Source organism: Stenotrophomonas sp. CC22-02 (genome assembly GCF_004365115.1).
In the GTDB taxonomy this organism is placed as follows: Bacteria; Pseudomonadota; Gammaproteobacteria; order Xanthomonadales; family Xanthomonadaceae; genus Stenotrophomonas; species Stenotrophomonas forensis.
On record NZ_SOCO01000001.1, the window covers coordinates 2915227 to 2935333 of the forward strand.

Genomic DNA, 20107 nt, shown 5'->3' on the forward strand with positions numbered 1-20107 from the left:
CCCCTACACTAGCGCCGGCGCCGTTCAGGGACAATCGCCGCGGCCACCATCGCCCGGCATGTGGACATGCCGCTACACTCGCGGGCAAACCCAGGAGAGTCCCGCCATGCCCTCGATCGTTCCGCACCTCCATCCACGACTGCTGGCCTGCGCCGCGCTGCTGCTGGCCGTATCGGCGCCTGCGCTGGCCCAGCGCGTGGTGGAAGGCGACCTGCAGCAGCAGATGTCGCCCGCCGAGTTCAAGGCCGCCGGGCTGGACAAGCTGGATGCGGCGGAACTGGCCACGCTCAACCGCTGGCTGCAGGGCAAGGTCGAGGCGGCCACCACCCAGGCCGTGGCCGCCGTCCGCGAGGAGGCGCGCGAGGAAGGACGCCAGGAAGTGATCGTGAAGAACCGGGGCTTCTTCGATTTCGGCAGCAGCGAACCCATCACCGGCGTGCTGCAGGGCGAGTTCCGCGGCTTCGGCAAGGGCCGCATCTACGCGCTGGACAACGGCCAGGAATGGGAACAGACCGATGCCACGACCCTGGCCGGTGTGCGCAAGGCGTCGCCCCGGGTAAGCATCAAGCCCGGGGTGATGGGCGTCTGGTACATGAAGGTTGACGGCGTGAACACCCAGCCCAAGGTCCGCCGTACCAAGTAACGGCGCGTCCTGGAGGTAGAGCCGGGCACCGGCTCGGCTCTACCGGATCGGACTCACGCCTGGCGCAGTGCGGTTACCCGCTGCGCCAGCTTCTTCGCCGAGATGCCGGTGCGCGCACCCAGCTCCTGCGCGAACAGTGACACCCGCAGTTCCTCCAGGTCCCAACGCAGTGCCTGCCATTGCGGGCGTTCACGCAGGCCCTGTGCCTCACCATCGCGCAGTGCATCCAGGAACGGATGCAGCTCCAGCATGCGTGCCTGGTCGCGCGGTGGATCGCGCTTGGCCCGCTCGGTGCGCAGGATCATCGCCTTCAGGTAGCGCGGATACTGCGCCAGCGCGTCGGCCGGCGTGTCGCGCAGGAAGCCGGGGTGGATCAGTCCGGCCAGCTGCGCTTCCATGTCGTCCAGGTTGCCGCGCGCCCAGCCCATCAATGGCGCCTCCAGCATCGGCTTCAGCTCGGCCACCAGCGCCAGGATGGACTCGGCCAGTTTCAGCCGCGACATCGCCTCGCCGAACAGCGCCTTGGCGGCGTGGTCGCGACGCTGCTCGAAAGCCGCCGCATCGCGGATGTCCTCCAGGCCTTCGGCCAGCACGGCATTCATCGCCGCATCGACCAGATCGCCGCGCAGGCGCTCCTGCGATTCGATGGCCGCGTACAACAGGCCGGTCTTGGCACCCACCGGCAACTGCTTGCGCGCCTGCTTCACCTTCTCGGCCAGGGCGATCTCCAGCAGGCGGCGCACGCCCAGCGGATGGGCCTCCTGCGCCTGCTGTCGATCGGCAAAGATGCGCAGCGCCACGCTGTCACCTTCATCGAGCAATGCCGGATAGGCCGGCACACCCGCTTCGCCGGGAACCTGCAGCGGAATCGGCGTGGCCGGGAACGTGCGCAGGCCATCGGCCGCCATCTCGCGCCCGGCACGCGCCGCGAAGGCGTCGCCGGCACGACCACCGAATTTCGCGCGCAGCGCATCGAGGTCACGCGACGTGGCCAGCACCTTGCCGTGCTCGTCGCGCAGGCGCAGGTTCATGTGCAGGTGCGGTTCGATCGCACCGGGCTCGAAATCGAGCGCGGTCACCGTGGCACCGGTTGCGCGTGACAGGAAGCGTGCCAGCTCACCGGTGAGGGCATCGGCGCTGGGCTGCGGGAACGCCTCGAAGAACGCGCGGCCGAAGTCCGGCGCCGGCACATAGTTGCGGCGCATCGCCTTGGGCAGGCTGCGGATCAGCGCCGAGGCCTTGTCCACCACGAAGCCCGGCGCCAGCCAGCCCAGCTGCACCGGGTCCAGTGCATTGAGCAGGTGCAGCGGCACGTCCAGGGTCACGCCGTCATCGTCGGCGCCCGGTTCGAAGCGGTAATGCAGCGGCAACCGCGCCTGGCCCAGCGCCAGGTACTTCGGGTAGCGCTCCTGTTCGCTGCCTTCGCCGGGCAGCAGGTCGGCCAGCGACCAGTGCAGGGTCTTGCGCTGTTCCGGCGCCAGCCCCTTCCACCACGTGTCCAGGCCCGCCGCCGAATGGATCTGTGGCGGCACCCGGTCCAGGTACCAGCGCGCCTGCCAGTCCTCGTCGGCAACGATGCCGGCGCGGCGCAGCTTGGCTTCTTCCTCGCGCGCGACCTCCAGCACCTTCTGGTTGTCGGCCACGAAGCTGGCGCGGGTGTTGATCTCGCCAGTCACCAGCGCCTGCCGCACGAAGATATCGTGCGCTTCGCCCGGCTCGATGCGGCCATAGTGGACCGGCTTCTTCGGCGCCAGCACCAGGCCGAACAGGCTGATCTGCTCGGACGCCAGCACCTGGCCCTGCGCGCGCGACCAGTGCGGATCGAAGTGCTTGCGCAGCAGCAGGTGCGGCAGTTCGGCGATCACCCAGTCCGGCTCGATCGCGGCCAGGGTCATGCCCCACACCTTCTGCGTATCCAGCAGGTTGGCCACCAGCAGCCACGGCGGCGGCCGCTTGGACAGCGCCGAGCCCGGGAACGGCAGGAACCGGCGCTGGCGCGGGGCCTGGAAATCGCCCTTCTCGGTGCGGTGGCCGATCTGCGTCGGCAGGCCCGCCACCAGTGCGCGGTGCAGGGTCTGGTAGGCCGCAGCACGCGCGCGTTCGCTGAAACCACCCCCGGCGGGTGCCTGTTCCTTCTGCGCACGCACGGCCACCGGCACCGACGCGGCTTCGGCCTTGCCCTCGCGGGCCAGCCGCGCGGCGCGGTGCAACTGGCCACGGGTGGCCTTGACTGCCGCCGCGTCATCACGCGCCGGCGCCGGCGCACTGCTGCCGGCCAGCAGCGGCGCCATCGACGCCTCGTTGGCCTCTTCCTTCCAGCCCAGCTCCTCGCAGAGCAGGCGCAGCTGGCGATGCAGCTCGCGCCACTCGCGCATGCGCAGGAAACCGAGGAAATGACGGCCGCACCAGTCGCGCAGCTTCGATTGGGTCAGGTCTTCATGCGCCTGCCGGTAGGCATCCCACAGCCGCAGCACGCCGACGAATTCGGAGCGTCCATCGGCAAACTGCGCATGCGCGCTGTCGGCCGCGCCACGGGCTTCGGGCGGGCGTTCGCGCGGGTCCTGGATGCCCAGGAACGAGGCGATCACCAGCATCGGCCGCAGGCAGCCGGCGGCCTGCGCGGCGACCAGCATGCGCGCCAGCTTCACGTCCACCGGCAGGCGTGCCATCTGCTTGCCGACGGTGGTCATGCGCCGCTCGGCATCGATCGCGCCCAGCTCGGCCAGCTGCTGCCAGCCATCGGCCACCGCACGCTCATCGGGTGCTTCCAGGAACGGGAAGTCCTCGATGCGGCCCAGGCCGAGCTGCAGCATGCGCAGGATCACACCCGCCAGGCTGGAGCGGCGGATTTCCGGATCAGTGAACTCCGGCCGTGCCAGGAAATCAGCTTCGGCGTACAGGCGGTAGCAGATGCCCTCGGCGATACGACCGCAACGGCCCTTGCGCTGGTTGGCGCTGGCCTGCGAGATCGGCTCGATGTGCAGGCGGTCCAGCTTGTTGCGCGGGCTGTAGCGTTTGACGCGGGCGAAACCGGGGTCGACCACGTAGCGGATGCGCGGGACCGTCAGCGAGGTTTCGGCCACATTGGTGGCCAGCACGATGCGCCGGTTCGGGCCGGGGTTGAACACCCGGTCCTGATCCTGGTTGGACAGCCGCGCGTACAGCGGCAGCACTTCGGTATTGCGGTACTTGCGGCGCTCCAGCGACTGGTGCGCGTCACGGATCTCACGTTCGCCAGGCAGGAAGATCAGCACGTCGCCGCGCGCATCCAGGCGGGTGATCTCGTCGATGGCCGACACGATGGCATCGTTGACGGTGCGCTCGCCCTGGTCTTCGCCCTCGCCTTCCAGCGCGCGGTAACGCACTTCCACCGGGAAGGTGCGGCCCTCGACGCTGATCACCGGCGCATTGTCGAAATGCTCGGCGAATCGTCCGGTGTCGATGGTGGCCGAGGTGACGATCAGCTTCAGGTCCGGGCGCTTGCGCAGCAGTTGCTTCAGGTAGCCCAGCAGGAAGTCGATGTTGAGGCTGCGTTCGTGCGCCTCGTCAACGATGATCGTGTCGTAGTTCGACAGCCAGCGGTCACTGGCGATCTCCGCCAGCAGGATGCCGTCGGTCATGAACTTGATGCGGCTGTCGTCGCTGACCTTGTCGTTGAAGCGCACCTGGTAGCCGACCAGCTGGCCCAGTTCGCTCTGCAGTTCCTGCGCCACGCGGCTGGCCACCGCACGTGCGGCAATCCGTCGCGGCTGCGTGCAACCGATCATGCCGGCCTGGCCACGACCTGCGGCCAGGCACAGTTTCGGCAGCTGGGTGGTCTTGCCCGAACCGGTTTCGCCGGCAATCACCACCACCTGGTGGTCGCGGATCAGCTCGATGATCGCGTCGGCTTCACGCGCAATCGGCAGCTGCGGGTCCAGAGTAATGGATGGCTGCTGTTGCGCCCGCATCTGCCGGCGCTGCACCGATGCCTGCAAGGCCTGCTCGAAGGTGGCAGCCAGCGCCGCATCCTGTGGCTTGGCCTGGCAACGCGAGAGCATTCCCAGCAGACGGCCCCGGTCGCGGCTCATGGCGCCGTCGATGGCGGCACGCTGCTGGCGCAGGCGGGGCGATGGATTTTTATCGATAGAGTTCATCAATCGGTTCGTTCAAAACTTTGAAAGCGACCAGTCATCACGACCGGTTTATTGTGAAGGCCAACGATTCCACAAGGAGGAACCCCATGGCGAAGACCAAGAGCACGACCAAGGCCAAGACCGGCAAGCAGAAGCTTGCAGCGGCGGCACCGTCGGCACCGAACATCGATATCGGGATCACCCAGGGCGACCGCAAGAAGATCGCCGACGGTCTGTCGCGCTTCCAGGCCGATGCGTTCACGCTCTACCTGAAGACGCACAACTTCCACTGGAACGTGACCGGGTCGATGTTCAACTCGCTGCACACCATGTTCGAGACGCAGTACACCGAGCAGTGGGCGGCACTGGACGACGTGGCCGAGCGCATCCGCGCGCTGGGCTTCAATGCCCCGGGCTCCTACCGGGAATTTGCTGCGCTGACCTCGATCGCCGAGGAACCGGGCCTGACCGACAGTGCGGACTGGCGTGAAATGGTACGCCAGTTGGTGGTCGCCAACGAAGCGGTCTGCCGTACGGCACGTGAAGTGCTGGACGTGGCGGCCAAGGGTGACGATGCCCCGACCGAGGATCTGATGACCCAGCGCCTGCAGACTCACGAGAAGTACGCCTGGATGCTGCGTTCCCTGCTCCAGTAAGGGTTTGGGGGGCTCGGCAGGGCTGCGCCCTGCACCCGCGGTAGTGCCGGCCGCTGGCCGGCAACAGCAACAGCAAAAGCTGGCTTCCTGTGGGTAGGCGGGGTGGGTCCGGTGGCAGGGGACGCCGTAAACCCGTCCATGGGGGCTTGGCCGCGGCATCCATGCCGCGGACACCCCTGCCACCGGACCCACCCCGCCTTCGACAGTTCTCCGCGATCTGTCGGCAAAGCCTGGGGTCAGAGCCGTTTTCCGCAGGAAAACGGCTCTGACCCCATTTCGTTTGTCGATATCTGAAAGATGTGTCGACCAAGGTCGACACCTACCAACAGGCGCGGGGAACTGTCGGGGGTGGGGCGGTGTGGGCTTGCAGGACCGTTGGCGCCATGGATGGCGCCATCGAGCCCCCATGGACGGGTTTACGGCGTGTCCTGCAAGCCCACACCGCCCCGCCCAACCAGCAGACACCCCAGAGCCGGCAGTTGCCGTTGACGTTGCCTTGGCTTGAATGCTTCTGCAGGTGCAGGGCGCAGCCCTGCCGAGACACCCCCGTCGGGGTAAACTAGCCGGATGGCTTCCCGTCCCGCGCACGACCTGCTCCAACGCGTCTTTGGTTACGACGATTTCCGTGGTCCGCAGCAGGACATCGTGGAGCACGTGGCTGCCGGTCACGATGCCCTGGTGCTGATGCCCACCGGCGGCGGCAAGTCGCTGTGCTACCAGGTGCCGGCCCTGCTGCGTGACGGTTGCGGCATTGTCATTTCCCCGCTGATCGCGTTGATGCAGGACCAGGTCGAGGCGCTGCGCCAGCTGGGCGTGCGGGCCGAGTACCTGAATTCGACCCTGGACGCCGAAACCGCCGGTCGCGTCGAGCGCGAACTGCTGGCCGGCGAACTGGACATGCTCTATGTCGCGCCCGAGCGCCTGCTGACCGGCCGTTTCCTGTCGCTGCTGTCGCGCAGCCACATTGCCCTGTTCGCCATCGACGAAGCGCACTGCGTGTCGCAGTGGGGCCACGACTTCCGCCCGGAATATCGCCAGCTCACCGTCCTGCACGAACGCTGGCCGGACATTCCGCGCATTGCGCTGACCGCCACCGCCGACCCGCCCACCCAGCGCGAGATCGCCGAGCGCCTGGACCTGGCCGAAGCCCGCCACTTCGTCAGCTCCTTCGACCGCCCCAACATCCGCTACACCGTGGTGCAGAAGGACAACGCCCGCAAGCAGCTGACCGATTTCCTGCGCGGCCATCGCAGCGAGGCCGGCATCGTCTACTGCATGTCACGGCGCAAGGTTGAAGAGACCGCCGAATTCCTCTGCAGCCAGGGCTTCAATGCCCTGCCCTATCACGCCGGCCTGCCGCCGGAAGTGCGTGCCAACAACCAGCGCCGCTTCCTGCGCGAAGACGGCATCGTGATGTGCGCCACCATCGCTTTCGGCATGGGCATCGACAAGCCGGACGTGCGCTTTGTAGCGCATACCGACCTGCCCAAGTCGATGGAAGGCTACTACCAGGAAACCGGCCGCGCCGGCCGCGATGGCGAGGCCGCCGAGGCCTGGCTGTGCTATGGCCTGGGCGACGTGGTGCTGCTCAAGCAGATGATCGAGCAGTCCGAAGCCAGCGAGGAGCGCAAGCAGTTGGAGCGTTCCAAGCTCGACCACCTGTTGGGCTACTGTGAATCCATGCAGTGCCGGCGCCAGGTGCTGCTGGCCGGTTTCGGCGAGACCTACCCCCAGCCCTGCGGCAACTGCGACAACTGCCTGACCCCGCCGGCCGCCTGGGACGCCACCGTCCCCGCGCAGAAGGCATTGAGCTGCGTCTACCGCAGTGGCCAGCGCTTCGGCGTCGGCCACCTGATCGACATCCTGCGCGGCAGCGAGAACGAGAAGGTCAAGCAGCAGGGCCACGACAAGCTGAGCACCTATGCCATCGGCCGCGACCTCGATGCGCGCACCTGGCGCAGCGTGTTCCGCCAGCTGGTGGCCGCCAGCCTGCTGGAAGTGGACAGCGAGGGCCACGGCGGCCTGCGCCTGACCGATGCCAGCCGCGCCGTGCTGACCGGCCGCCGCCAGATCAGCATGCGCCGCGATGCCGCCGGCACCAGCGGCGGCCGCGAACGCAGCGCGCAGCGCACCGGGCTGTCGGTGCTGCCGCAGGACCTGGCCCTGTTCAACGCCCTGCGCGGCCTGCGCGCCGAACTGGCGCGTGAACAGAACGTGCCCGCCTTCGTGATCTTCCACGACAGCACCCTGCGCAACATCGCCGAGCAGCGTCCGACCAGCCTGGACGAACTGGCCCGGGTCGGCGGCATCGGCGGCACCAAGCTCAGCCGCTACGGCCCGCGCCTGGTGGAGATCGTGCGCGAGGAAGGGTAACGCCGGGCCAACCTGGCGATGCCCACCCTGGTGCTGCTCCAACCTTGAACCGGCTGTTCAGCCGGAAGTGCATCCGCGCCCGCTTGCGGCTAAATTGACGCCATGTCCCTCGCTTCGACCCTGCTCCGTGTCGTGCTCATGCTCAGCCTGTTGCTCAACGGGCTGAACGCGGCCATGGCCAGTGGTCACGAGGAGATGGGCCGGATGGCCCATGCCGTGGCCGTGGCCGCCGAAGACGGCGAGGCCGACTGCCACCACCACGCCGGCGTGCAGGCCGAACAGGCTCCGCAGGCCAAGGCCCCCGCCCACGACGCCCATTGCCAGATCAAGGACTGCGTGCGCAGCTGCGCGCAGCACCCGTTGCTGGTGGTGCAACCCCTGCCGTACCTGGCTGGCCCGGCATTGTCGCTGGCACCGCAACCGATGCCGGCCAATGGCCGCCCGGCGCCGCCCCTACCACCGATTTCGCGCCCTCCCATCGGCTGATTCCACGCGTACCGTGCGCGCTGCGCACCAGAGCCGGCTGTTTGCCGGCATCTATCCGTGTCTGGAGTCACCACCATGAATACCCGCATCCCCCCCGGCCCGGGCGCCGTACCCATGCCGTCGCGCCGCCTGTTCGTGCAGGGCCTGGCAGCCGGTGGCGTCGTCGCCGGCATCGCCGCCGTCGGCGTGCCGCAGCGCGCGCTCGCCGCCGCCACGTCCACGCCGCGCCTGGCCGGCGCCCCCGCCGTGCTCAGCGACACCCGCGTCGAACTGTCCATCGGCGAGTCGCTGGCCAACTTCACCGGCCGCACCCGCCCGGCGATCACCGTCAACGGCTCGCTGCCGGCACCGATCCTGCGCTGGCGGGAAGGCCAGAGCGTGGACCTTTTCGTGCGCAACACGCTGCAGCGCCACCCGACCTCGATCCACTGGCACGGCATCCTGCTGCCGGCCAACATGGACGGCGTGCCCGGCCTGAGCTTCAACGGCATCGGCCCTGGCGAGACCTACCACTATCACTTCGACCTCAAGCAGTCGGGCACGTACTGGTACCACAGCCACTCGATGTTCCAGGAGCAGGCTGGCCTGTACGGCGCGCTGATCATCGACCCGGCCGAACCGGCGCCGTACCACCACGACCGCGAGCACGTGATCCTGCTGTCGGACTGGACCGACATGGACCCGGGCGCGTTGTTCCGGCGCATGAAGAAGCTCGCCGAGCACGACAACTACTACAAGCGCACGCTGCCGGACTTCCTGCGCGACGTGAAGCGCGATGGCTGGTCGGCCGCGCTGTCCGACCGGGGCATGTGGGGCCGGATGCGGATGACCCCGACCGACATCTCCGACATCAACGCGCACACCTACACCTACCTGATGAACGGTACCGCACCGGCCGGCAACTGGACCGGGCTGTTCCGCAGCGGCGAGAAGGTGCTGCTGCGCTTCATCAACGGCGCCTCGATGACCTACTTCGACGTGCGCATCCCCGGCCTGAAGATGACCGTGGTCGCCGCCGACGGCCAGTACATCCATCCGGTCAGCATCGACGAGTTCCGCATCGCACCGGCCGAGACCTATGACGTGCTGGTGGAGCCCACTGGCCAGGATGCGTTCACCCTTTTCTGCCAGGACATGGGCCGCACCGGCTTTGCCGCCGGCACGCTGGCGGTGCGCCATGGCCTGCAGGCACCGATTCCGGCGCGTGACCCGCGCCCGTTGCTGACGATGTCCGACATGGGGCACGGCATGGCAGGGCATGACATGGGCGGCCACGCTGGCCACGACATGGCCGCGATGAAAAGCATGGAAGGCGGCTGCGGTGCCAGCATGGGCCACGGCGCACATGGCTCTGGCGAAGCCGCCAACAAGGCACCCAGGCACCCGGCCAGCGAGCGCAACAACCCGCTGGTGGACATGCAGAGCTCAGCCACAGAGCCGAAGCTGGACGACCCCGGCATCGGCCTGCGCGACAACGGCCGCCAGGTGCTGACCTACGGCGCGATGCGCAGCCTGTTCGAGGACCCGGATGGGCGTGAGCCAGGCCGCGAGATCGAGCTGCACCTGACCGGCCACATGGAGAAATTCTCCTGGTCGTTCGATGGCATCCCGTTCGCCAGCGCCGAGCCGCTGCGGCTGAACTACGGCGAGCGCATGCGCATCGTGCTGGTCAACGACACCATGATGCAGCATCCGATCCACCTGCACGGGGTGTGGAGCGATCTGGAAAACGCGCAGAACGAATTCCAGGTGCGCAAGCACACCATCGACATGCCGCCGGGCACCCGCCGCAGCTATCGCGTGCGCGCCGACGCACTCGGTCGCTGGGCCTACCACTGCCACCTGCTGTACCACATGGAAGCAGGCATGATGCGCGAAGTGAGGATCGAAGAATGAGCCGCTCACTGCTTTCCCCCAGCCTGCTGGCGCTGGGCCTGGTGGCTGCACTGCCGGTGTTCGCGCAGTCGCACGCCGGGCATGACATGGCCGCGATGGATGCGCCCGCGAAGGCAGCGAAGACGCCAGTCGAACCGGTCGATCATTCGAAGATGGATCACTCGAAGATGGATCATTCGAGGATGGATCACGGTGCGACGCAGCCGGTGACGATGGACCATTCCTCGATGGACCATTCCTCGATGGATCATTCAACGATGGACCACGTCGCGATGGGCCACGGCACGTCCGCTCCGACCGAGCCACGCGAGCCGATCCCGCTCCCGACCGACGCCGACCGCGCCGCCGCCTTCCCGCCGATCGCACACGGCGCGATGGAACATGCGCCGGAGATCAACAGCCTGCTGCTGATCGACCGCCTCGAACACTGGGACGGCAAGAGCAGCAACGGCCAGGCCTGGGAAGCGACCGGCTGGATCGGCGGCAACATCAACCGCCTGTGGCTGCGCACCGATGGCGAACGCAGCCGTGGCCGCACCGAGTCGTCATCGCTGGAAGCGCTGTATGGCCGCAGCGTGTCGCCGTGGTGGGACGTGCTGGTGGGCGTGCGCCAGGACTTCCGGCCGGCCGACTCGCGTACCTGGGCCGCGCTCGGCATCCAGGGCCTGGCGCCGTACAAGTTCGAGAGCTCGGCCACGCTGTACATGGGTTCCGGCGGCCAGGTACTGGCCAAGGCCGAAGTCGAGTACGACGTGCTGCTGACCAATCGCCTGATCCTGCAGCCGTTGCTGGAAGCCACCGTGGCAGCCAAGGACGAACCGCAGTACGGCATCGGCCGCGGCCTGAACAAGGTGGAAGCCGGCCTGCGCCTGCGCTACGAGTTCAGCCGTCGCTTCGCGCCGTACATCGGCATCAGCCACGAACGCACGTTTGGCGACACCGCCGATTACGCCGGTGACCACGCACGCGACACGCGCTGGGTGGCCGGCGTGCGCATGTGGTTCTGAGCAGCGGAGTGTGAGCAACCGCCAGCCCCGGCAGCCGCCGGGGCCGGCTACACTGCGCCACGTTCCAATGCAGGCTCCACCATGTCGTTGCAGATCCGCCGCGCCACCCTGGCCGATGTCGAAGCGCTGTCGGCCATCGCCATCACTACCTACAACGAGACCTGGGGTGACTCGTACCCGCCGCAGGAACTGCACGATTTCCTGCAGGCGCACTACAGCAGCGTCCCCCAGCGCGCCGAGCTGTCCGACCCACGCAGTGCGGTATGGCTGCTGATGGATGGCGACAACGTGGTCGGCTACCTGGCCGCCGGTGCCAACACCCTGCCGCATGCCGAGGCACGCGAGGGCGACATTGAACTGAAGCGTTTCTACATCCTGGGCGCGTACCAGAACGGCGGCCATGGCGCGCGCCTGATGGACGCGTTCATGGCGTGGCTGGACCACCCGCAGCGCCGCACCCTGTGGGTGGGCGTGTGGGAAGAGAACTTCGGTGCGCAGCGCTTCTACGCACGCTATGGCTGCAGCAGGGTGGGCGAGTATGAATTCATCGTCGGCGACACCCACGACCGCGAGTTCATCCTGTGTCGGCCGTGATCACGGCCCCGTAGAGTCGAGCTTGCTCGACTACTGTCGGAACAGCCAGTCGAGCAAGCTCGACTCTACGAAGAGCGAACTGCTCAGAAGTCGAACAGCTCCGACAGGAAGCTGTCCTTCTTCTTTTTCTTGTAGCCGTGCCCATGCTGCTGGCCACGGTTGTCTTCGTAGCGCTGGCCGAGATGGCGCGTGTCACGGTGCATCACCGGCGGCGGCGTGGAAGCCGGCTGCTGCACAGGCGCAGGTGGCGGCACCGCCGCTCCGGCACCGGCGCGCTCGATGATCTTGTCCAGCTCGCCACGGTCCAGCCACACGCCACGGCAACCCGGGCAGTAATCGATCTCGATGCCATGGCGTTCGGCCATCTGCAGGGTCTGGGTCGTGCATACGGGGCACAGCATGGGCATTGCTCCTCTCGGTCTGGCATCGACTGTACCTGCCCTGCGATGACTGTGCGGCAACACATGACCGATGGCACAGGGACTTCCGGCGCGTGCCGGCGGAAGCGGCCGGCCCGACACTGCGGCCTTGTCCCGCAGGGAGTGCGCGCATGACCATGCTGTCCCGCCTGCCCAACCCGGTGCGCCTGTTGCTGGTGCTGCTGGGCGTTGGCCTTGGCCTGAACCTGCGCGATATCGCCGCGTCCATTGGTGCGCCGATTCCTGCGCTGCCCATCCCCTATGGCGGCAGCCTGCTCGACAATGCACTGGCCGTACTGCTGGCGCTGTTGCTGGCCGCGCTGTTGCGCCCCCGCGGCATGGGCCTGTTGGCCAGTCTCGGGCTGCATGGCAACGGCTGGAGCGGACCGTTGTGCGTGCTGCTGGCCAGCCTGCCCTGCTGGCTCGGCCTGGCCCTGCTGGGCACACCTAACACCGCACTGACCGTCCTGGACGCAACGATGCTCGCGGTACTGTTCCCCGTGGCTGAAGAGGTGCTGTTCCGCGGCCTGGGTTTCATCCTGCTGGTGAAGATCGTGCGCGGCCCGTGGCCCGTGCTCGCACTGCCGCAGGCGTTGTTGTTCGGCTGGGTGCACTGGCTCGGCTTCGGCGGTTTCGAGGGCGGTGGCACCGCGCTGTTCATCGGTGCGGTGATCGCCTTCGGTGGCTTCATCTTCGCCTGGCTCGACCACCTCGACGGCGACACCCTGTGGTGCGGCCTGGTGCTGCACGTTTCGATGAACCTGGCCTGGAATGTGTTCAGCCTCGATGACGCCATTGCATTGGGCTGGCAGGCCACCAGCCTGCGCATCGGCACGGCCCTGCTGGCGGTGGCCGCGCTGGCCTGGCACAGGCGTCGTCGGCGCCCGGCGCGCCTGTAACGCCCACTTAGCCTGCCGTGCACGCCGGGATCACTACCGGCTTGCGCATACTTGCGCGCCTTTTCACCGTTGCTGTCCGGAGTTGTCGCGTCATGTTGCTGTCCAAGCGCCACGTTGAGCCCCGCGTCCTGCTGATCGAGGACGCGGAGGAAACCCGCGAACTGAGCCGGCTGGCGCTGGAAAGCCAGGCCTGCCACGTGGTGGGCGTCAGCTCGGCCGAAGCCGCGTTGGGCCTGCTGGCCGCCGGTGAGCGTTTCGACCTGCTGTTCACCGACGTCAACCTGGGCCGCGTGAGCGGGATTGAAGCCGCCAACCAGGTGCGCGACCTCTATCCGTACCTGCCGATCCTGGTCACTTCGGGCATGGATCAGCACCGCGTGCTGCCACAGCTGCGCGACGGCATCCATTTCCTGCCCAAACCCTACAACATGAGCGAACTGCTCGATGCCATCCGCCTGTGCTTCCGGCACGCCGATGTGGGCGTGCTGACCGGGCCGGACGCACAGGCGGCCTGAGGCATTGATCCACGCATGGCGTGGATCTACTGAATCCGCGTCTCATCGGCGTGGCTGCAACCGCCGATCAACCGCTGCTGTATGGCCCCGTACCCGGAAACACCTTCAACAACGCGCGGGTGATCATGTCCGGGTAGACCGTGAAGTGGTCCTCGTCATCGATCACCATGTTCTCCACCTTCACCGAACGCCCGCTGCGGCGCAGCTGCTCGGCGAAGTCGGCGTTGTGGCGCAGCATGTCGTTGCGGGTGAAGTAGCGCGGTTCCGGCTTGACCGTTTCGAAGCTGCCCACTGACAGCACCACCGTGGTCGGCTGCGTCGGCGCCCTGGCCTCGGCCTGCAGGCGCGGTACAAGATGGTCGTCAAACCACAGCGACGGGCTGGACAGGATGTAGGTACGGAACATGTCCGGACGCGTGGTCAGCACGTAGGCGCCGAACAGGCCGCCGTAGGAATGGCCCGCATAGGCGCGCCGTGCCGGATCGGTGCGGTAGCGCGCATCGATCATCGGCAGCACGCGCTCGGCGAGGAAATCGCGGTAATGCGCGGCGCCGCCATAGCTGACGTCATCACTGTAGTCACGCGGATCGGTGCGCGCCGGATCGCTGGGCGTGTAGTCCCGCGAGCGGCTCTGCTTGGAGGTCAGGCCTTCCTGCGGCGGCAGCCCGACCAGGATGAAATCCTCCAGGTTGACGCCCTTCTGCCCCACCATGTTGCGCACGCTGCGCACCAGCGGGAAGCTGTACAGCGCGTCGGTCACATACAGCACCGGGTAGTGCTTCTCCGGATGCGCGGCGTAGTCGGCCGGCAACGCCACCCATACCGGATAATCGCGGCCGACCGGATCGTGCACGCGCAACGCTTCGGTATCCGGCAACACCACACCCGGCGCAGCGGTGGCCGCGCTTTCGTTCGCTTCACTCTGCGTTGCCGGCGGTGCCACCGACATCGCACAGCCACTCACGGCCAGGCAGGCCGCCACACTCCATCCACGCACACGCTGCATCCACACGCTCCCGTTGCGGGCGGCGCGCCGGATGGCGCCGCTGCCGCATCCTTGCATGGCGGGCGACGCGGTGCCAGTGCGGTCAAGGCGAGGCCGGCGGCGGTGCCGGGAACAGCGTGCGCAGCGCCTGCAATGCCGCCGGATGATAGATCGTGGCGTGGGTTTCCTCCGGCAGTGGCAGGTACTTCACCAGCGGCGACGGCGAGGCCTGTTCCAGCAGCGTTGCCAGCTGTGCCGTGGATTTGGCCAGTTCCGGCTGGCCGCTACTGGCGAGGAACACGCGCGGCTGCGCACGCGCCACCGCCGGCAGCTGTTTGGCCGCAGATGCCAGCATCGTGCCGCGGTTCCACCACAGGCTGGGGTCCAGCGCGATGTAGCTGTTGAACAGCGTCGGTTCCTGCAGCAGCGTCTCGACCACGAACAGGCCGGCCAGCGATTCGCCGATCAGCGCACGCTCGTCGGTGGTCGGGTAGCGCTGGCGCACCTGCGGCATCAGTTCATCGCGCAGGAACGCGCGGTAGGCTGCCGAGCCGCCGATGCGCGGCGCGATCTTCTGGTCCTGCGGATCCTTGCTGGGGCCGGTCATGTCACGGCGGCGTTCGGTGTTCTCGATGCCGACCAGCAGGAACGGACGCATGCTGCCGTTGCCGCTCAGTACCTGCACCAGCCCGGCCACGTGCAGGAAGTCCTCGCCGATACCGCCATCGGGCATGTAGAGCACCGGCAGCGGCGCCTTTGGGTCCAGGCCCCACGGCTGCGGGCGATAGACATTGATGCGGCGGGTCTCGCCCAGCGCCTTCGATTGGATGGTGAAGGTCTCGCCGATGACCAGTGGGGTTGCTGCAGTGGCCTGCGCGGACGGCACCGGCTCGGCGGCCATCAACGGCGCGGCAGAGACGGCAGACAACAACAGCGACAGCACGATCAAGCGCATGGGCGGCCCATCCTGGGAAAGATGCCGAGCATAGCGCTCCGCCACAGGGATCGGCGGCTTCGGCACGCTCAACATCCCTGCCAGATGCGTAGATCCACGCCCTGCATGGATGAATCAATGTGGAGCCGATCCCACGCTCGGCTCAGCACCCCACGCGAACCGCAGCCGAGCATGGCTCGGCTCTACAGGGAACCTGCACGAATATGTCGCGTTCGCACAGTAACTTTGCCGCGTGACGCGCTCGCGCCGCTGCTACGGAGCATGGAAGTGCAGCCAGCTTTACACGCGCCGGTTCACAGCAAATGCGTTATCCGACGTGGTTTGCGCCATTCCACAACGCGATTCGCCAGGCCAGCAGAACAGATACGTCGCGCCCTGTCGCTCGCTGCATCGGAGCCCTCTGTGACAATAGTGTCGCGCTGCGGTTGGCAGGAATTTTTTCCCACATTTCAGATTGAAATCCGCGCGCGGGCGTAACCACTATGCAGCGCCACCGACAACGGGTGGCACCGGGCCTGCAAGCCCGTAATGACATTCACGCTGTTGTTTGCGCTCATCCGTCGGCACTATCTCCGGACTGTGCCGGCGGGTGATCCGTCGGCCTTCATGGCGGGCGGTGCGTGGGGGTCTTTGGACCCGCCGGTTACTGCGTGATGTCTTCCGGCTTGCAGCCATGCACCGTCCGCCACCCGTCCTGCACGGTGGCGCTATTGCCCAAGAGCCGATGAATCCGAGATGACCCGACGTCCGCCCCAAGCGCCCTACTGCACCCCCGACAGCGTCAATGACGATGACAACCCCGCGCCGGATCTCAGCACGTTCTGGGGATGCCTCAAGCGCATCCGCGATGGCGACGGCGCCGACGGCCTGCTCTGGCCGGAAACCAATCTGCCGCCCGGCCGTGATCAAGCGATGGCACGCGCGGAGCGTGCCGCCGTCGGCATGCTGACGGTGGCGGAAATGCTGCATGCCGCCGAACGCTGCCGGTCGATCGCCACGCCCGACCGCCATCTGGATGAAGGGGTGATCGATGGGTTGTTCTTCGCCTGCCGCGGGCTGGCGGAACTGGTGTGCCGGGATATCCGCCCGGCGTAGCCGCCGTTGCACCCATAACCGGTCCATACTTGGGGTGGACTGTTCGCCAGTCCCTTCGAAACCTACAAGGAGGTTTGCATGTTGAATGCCGTGCTCATCGCCGCGCTGGCCGCCAGTCCGGCCGCGCCCGTACCGTATGCCGACTGCCTGCTCGGCAACATCCAGCCCGGGCTGTCCGATCGTGCCGTGCAACTGGTGCAGGAGGCCTGTGCTGCAAAGCATCCGGAGAGCTTCGCCGCAGCGATGGAACTGGAACGCAGAACCAGTCTGCAGCGGCTCACCTATTTCGAGGCGGCAAAGGCGGAGGCGGCACGTTCTGCGAATGCGGCAGCAACGGCCGCACAGGAGGCTGCCGACGCGGCGGCGGCTAAAGCGAAGACTGCGCGGACGAAGTAGTTGCCCTGGACGAGCGGCACAAAAAAGGCACCGCTTGGCGGTGCCTTTTCGAATGACCTGGGCCATTGGTGCAATTGGTGGGCCGTGAAGGATTCGAACCTTCGACCAAAAGATTAAAAGTCTTCTGCTCTACCGACTGAGCTAACGGCCCATTGCACTGCCCCAGCCTTTCGGCGGGGTGGGCATTCTACCCTACTTTGGCAGGTCGCGCGAAACCCTGGTGTGTCGGGGTTGCCGGCCAGCGGCCGGCACTACCAGCGGGCTTAAACCTTTGGGGCCACCGTCGCATCCCATCTGTGATCCTTCCCCGGAGCCATGGATGCGCCTGATCGTCAGCCTGCTTGCCGCCCTGCTGCCCTGTGCGGCCCTGGCCGCCCCTTCCCAGGTCGTCACCGATGATATCGCCCGCTTCTGGGCCACCTTTGACGCGGTGCGCGCCGAGCCCGACGCCGAACGCCAGGTCGCGCTGGTCCAGCAGCGCTACATCGATCCGGGCAGCCCTGGCCTGCATGCACTGATGCAGGTGCGCCACTACACCGCCCGCGAGTACGCCGAGGCCATGCAGGCGTGGCCGCGCTTCTGGGCCTCGGTGCGACCGCTGACCGCCAACGCACAACAGGCCAGTGCCACGCTGGAGCGGGATCTGGCCGCGTTCCGGGCGCTCTACCCGGCGCTGCGCCCGGCCACCATCACCTATGCGATGGGCGTGCTTCGCACCGGTGGCACCACGCTGGGCGACAAGGTGCTGATCGGCGCGGAGATGGCGCTGGGCGACGAGCGCGTGGACGTGAGCGAGCTGCCGGAGCCGATGCGCAGCCGCCTGCGGATCTTCTACGACAGCCGTCCGGGGGCGAACAACGCGCAGAACAACCTGCACGAATACGTGCATACCCAGCAGCGCGAGACCACCGGCAGCCTGGCCCAGTACGCGGTACGCGAAGGTGTGGCGGAGTACGTGGCCGAACGCATCAGCGGGCGCCGGCCGGCACTACCCTTCTATGGCTACGGTGCAGCGCATGAAGCGGCCATCCGCACGCGCTTCATCGCCGAGATGGACGGCGATGACCTGGACAACTGGCTGTACAACAGCGCCCGCAACCCGTTCGGGGTGAGTGATGTGGGCTATTACGCCGGGTATCGCATCGCGCAGGAGTACATGCGGCAGCAAGCGGATGAGAAGGCGGCGATCGCGCGGATGATCGAGTTGGACTACGCCGATGCAGGGGCGGTGCGAGGGTTTATTGAAGCGTCGGGGTGGTTGCGGCAGCGGCAGCGGTAGCGCTGGGCTGTGCCTGGCGGACAGTGCCAACCAAGGTTGGCACCCACCAGAGTCAGACCTCCCCGGCCGCGCCGGGCCATGCCCCGCGCACAGTGCCAACCAAGGTTGGCACCTACCAGAGTCAGACCTCCCCGGCCGCGCCGGGCCATGCCCCGCGCACAGTGCCAACCAAGGTTGGCACCCACCATTGGGGGCATCGCCCCCACCATCTCAGGCGTACAGCGTCGGGTCGGCCACGCCGGCTTCGGCGAAGCCCTGCGCGCGCAGGCGGCAGGCGTCGCAGTGGCCACAGGCGGCGCCGTTGGCGTCGGCGTTGTAGCAGGACACGGTCAAGCCGAAGTCCACGCCCAGGCGCACGCCTTCGCTGACGATCTGGCCCTTGCTGAGGAACTGCAGCGGTGCGTGCACCTTGATGCCGGCGCCTTCCACGCCCGACTTGGTGGCCAGGTTGGCCAGTGCCTGGAACGCAGCCACGAACTCGGGGCGGCAGTCCGGGTAGCCGGAGTAGTCCACGGCGTTGACGCCGCAGAAGATGTCGTTGGCGCCGAGCACTTCGGCCCAGCCCAGGGCCAGCGACAGCATGATGGTGTTGCGCGCCGGCACATAGGTGACCGGGATGCCGGCACCGCCGGCCTCGGGCACGTCGATGTCGTCGGTCAGTGCGGAGCCGCCAATGCTGCGCAGGTCCACGTCCACGGTCTTGTGCGCGACCACGCCCTGCGCCTTGGCCACGCGCGCGGCGGCATCCAGTTCGGAGGTATGGCGCTGGCCATAGCGCACGCTCAGTGCATGCACGGCGAAGCCCTGTTCCTGGGCCATGGCGATGACGGCGGCTGAATCCATGCCGCCGGAGAGAAGCACGACTGCCTTCTTCATGGGTAAAACGTCCGGTTGGGAGGGGAAAGCCAGCACGCTGTCCCGCGCCGGAGCTACATCAGGGAACGCTGCCCGGGCTCATCGGCCCGGCTCGTCGTTCCACAGGATTTTATGCAACTGCATCTGGAAGCGCACCGGCAGCCGGTCTTCGACGATCCAGTCCGCCAGCTGGCGCGCGGTGATCTCGCCCTTGCTGGGCGAGAAAAACACCGTGCAGCGCTTCACCAGCTCTTGCTCGGCCAGCAGGGCCTTGGCCCAGTCGTAGTCTTCGCGGCTGCAGATGACGAACTTGATCTGGTCGCGGGCGGTCAGCAGTGGCAGGTTGTCCCAGCGGTTGCGCGCCACTTCGGCCGAACCCGGGGTCTTGATGTCGACCACGCGCGATACGCGCGGGTCCACCGCACTGACGTCCAGCGCGCCGGAGGTTTCCAGCGAGACGTCCATGCCGGCATCGCACAGCTTCTGCAGCAGCACCAGGCAGCGCTTCTGCGCCAGCGGCTCGCCACCGGTCACGCAGACATGGCGCACGCCCTGGGCCAGCACCTCGGCCACGATGTCGTCGATGTCCCACCAGGTGCCGCCGTGGAAGGCATAGGCGGTGTCGCAGTACTGGCAACGCAGCGGGCAGCCGGTCAGGCGCACGAACACGGTCGGCCAGCCGGCGGTATCGGCTTCGCCCTGCAGCGAGGTGAAGATCTCGGTGATCTTCAGGCGTGGCAGCGGCGACTGCACGATGTCGCTGGGGGTGGCGACGGCATTGGACGGGGTAACGGCGGTCATGGCGGGTACGTCTTGGTGGGGCACGTGGCGGGTGGGCTACCGTGGCCGGTAACGAAAGCAGCCGAGCATGGCCCGGCTCTACAGCAGCGACCGGGCGGCATGGCCTGGCCGGCGTTTACGGAAACCGGAAACGCAAAC

Annotated in this window: 18 protein-coding genes and 1 tRNA gene; 12 read left to right on the forward strand and 7 right to left on the reverse strand. The window is 67.3% G+C overall.

Translation table 11 applies throughout. The features are described 5' to 3' along the window. Window positions 1–106: 106 nt before the first annotated feature. Window positions 107–643, forward strand: a complete 537-nt coding sequence (locus tag N440_RS13395; protein ID WP_133935373.1) for a hypothetical protein — start codon at window positions 107–109, stop codon at window positions 641–643. A 53-nt stretch (window positions 644–696) separates the two neighbouring features. Here the strand turns inward: N440_RS13395 and hrpA are convergent, their stop codons facing one another. Then, a complete protein-coding gene (gene hrpA, locus N440_RS13400; RefSeq protein ID WP_133935374.1) occupies window positions 697–4779 on the reverse strand; it encodes an ATP-dependent RNA helicase HrpA in 4083 nt (1360 codons plus the stop codon). 86 nt (window positions 4780–4865) lie between these two features. On the opposite strand from hrpA, the gene N440_RS13405 reads away from it, so the two are divergent. From N440_RS13405 to N440_RS13430, 6 genes are all read left to right on the forward strand, one after another. Continuing rightward, the gene (locus N440_RS13405; RefSeq protein WP_006439098.1) at window positions 4866–5414 is read left to right on the forward strand and encodes a Dps family protein; all 549 of its coding nucleotides are present in this window, start codon (window positions 4866–4868) and stop codon (window positions 5412–5414) included. Window positions 5415–5981: 567 nt separating this feature from the next. After that, window positions 5982–7787, forward strand: a complete 1806-nt coding sequence (recQ, locus tag N440_RS13410) for a DNA helicase RecQ (protein WP_133935375.1) — start codon at window positions 5982–5984, stop codon at window positions 7785–7787. Between the two features lie 102 nt (window positions 7788–7889). Then, window positions 7890–8273: a CopL family metal-binding regulatory protein gene (locus N440_RS13415; protein ID WP_133935376.1), complete on the forward strand. Its 384-nt coding sequence runs from the start codon at window positions 7890–7892 to the stop codon at window positions 8271–8273. A gap of 75 nt (window positions 8274–8348) precedes the next feature. Continuing rightward, on the forward strand, window positions 8349–10169 hold the full coding sequence (locus tag N440_RS13420; protein WP_133935377.1) for a copper resistance system multicopper oxidase: 1821 nt from the start codon (window positions 8349–8351) through the stop codon (window positions 10167–10169). Continuing rightward, window positions 10166–11176 carry a copper resistance protein B gene (locus N440_RS13425; RefSeq protein ID WP_133935378.1) on the forward strand — a complete coding sequence of 337 codons (1011 nt, stop codon included), beginning with the start codon at window positions 10166–10168 and terminating at the stop codon, window positions 11174–11176. The genes N440_RS13420 and N440_RS13425 overlap by 4 nt, the downstream gene beginning before the upstream one ends. Window positions 11177–11257: 81 nt before the next feature. Continuing rightward, the gene (locus N440_RS13430; RefSeq protein WP_133935379.1) at window positions 11258–11770 is read left to right on the forward strand and encodes a GNAT family N-acetyltransferase; all 513 of its coding nucleotides are present in this window, start codon (window positions 11258–11260) and stop codon (window positions 11768–11770) included. 83 nt (window positions 11771–11853) lie between these two features. Here N440_RS13430 and N440_RS13435 read toward each other — a convergent pair whose 3' ends face one another. Then, window positions 11854–12171 carry a zf-TFIIB domain-containing protein gene (locus N440_RS13435; protein WP_133935380.1) on the reverse strand — a complete coding sequence of 106 codons (318 nt, stop codon included), beginning with the start codon at window positions 12169–12171 and terminating at the stop codon, window positions 11854–11856. Between the two features lie 149 nt (window positions 12172–12320). Here N440_RS13435 and N440_RS13440 point away from each other — a divergent pair, with 149 nt between their 5' ends. Continuing rightward, window positions 12321–13088 carry a CPBP family glutamic-type intramembrane protease gene (locus N440_RS13440; RefSeq protein WP_133935381.1) on the forward strand — a complete coding sequence of 256 codons (768 nt, stop codon included), beginning with the start codon at window positions 12321–12323 and terminating at the stop codon, window positions 13086–13088. A gap of 92 nt (window positions 13089–13180) precedes the next feature. After that, window positions 13181–13603: a response regulator gene (locus N440_RS13445; protein ID WP_006438906.1), complete on the forward strand. Its 423-nt coding sequence runs from the start codon at window positions 13181–13183 to the stop codon at window positions 13601–13603. A 67-nt stretch (window positions 13604–13670) separates the two neighbouring features. Here N440_RS13445 and N440_RS13450 read toward each other — a convergent pair whose 3' ends face one another. Continuing rightward, on the reverse strand, window positions 13671–14609 hold the full coding sequence (locus tag N440_RS13450; protein WP_133935382.1) for an alpha/beta hydrolase-fold protein: 939 nt from the start codon (window positions 14607–14609) through the stop codon (window positions 13671–13673). A gap of 82 nt (window positions 14610–14691) precedes the next feature. After that, window positions 14692–15543, reverse strand: coding sequence for an alpha/beta hydrolase-fold protein (locus N440_RS13455; protein WP_133935383.1), 852 nt, complete (start codon window positions 15541–15543; stop codon window positions 14692–14694). Window positions 15544–16278: 735 nt separating this feature from the next. Here N440_RS13455 and N440_RS13460 point away from each other — a divergent pair. Then, on the forward strand, window positions 16279–16638 hold the full coding sequence (locus tag N440_RS13460) for a hypothetical protein (protein ID WP_133935384.1): 360 nt from the start codon (window positions 16279–16281) through the stop codon (window positions 16636–16638). A gap of 78 nt (window positions 16639–16716) precedes the next feature. Continuing rightward, entirely contained in the window at window positions 16717–17034 is a 318-nt protein-coding gene (locus N440_RS13465; protein ID WP_049457294.1) for a hypothetical protein, read from the forward strand. Between the two features lie 75 nt (window positions 17035–17109). Here the strand turns inward: N440_RS13465 and N440_RS13470 are convergent. After that, window positions 17110–17185 (reverse strand) — tRNA-Lys (locus N440_RS13470). A gap of 168 nt (window positions 17186–17353) precedes the next feature. On the opposite strand from N440_RS13470, the gene N440_RS13475 reads away from it, so the two are divergent. After that, window positions 17354–18313, forward strand: a complete 960-nt coding sequence (locus tag N440_RS13475) for a DUF2268 domain-containing putative Zn-dependent protease (protein ID WP_133935385.1) — start codon at window positions 17354–17356, stop codon at window positions 18311–18313. Window positions 18314–18523: 210 nt separating this feature from the next. Here N440_RS13475 and queC read toward each other — a convergent pair whose 3' ends face one another. Then, window positions 18524–19189 carry a 7-cyano-7-deazaguanine synthase QueC gene (gene queC / locus N440_RS13480; protein WP_014038216.1) on the reverse strand — a complete coding sequence of 222 codons (666 nt, stop codon included), beginning with the start codon at window positions 19187–19189 and terminating at the stop codon, window positions 18524–18526. A 78-nt stretch (window positions 19190–19267) separates the two neighbouring features. Continuing rightward, window positions 19268–19969, reverse strand: a complete 702-nt coding sequence (gene queE / locus N440_RS13485; RefSeq protein WP_133935386.1) for a 7-carboxy-7-deazaguanine synthase QueE — start codon at window positions 19967–19969, stop codon at window positions 19268–19270. Window positions 19970–20107 lie beyond the last annotated feature (138 nt).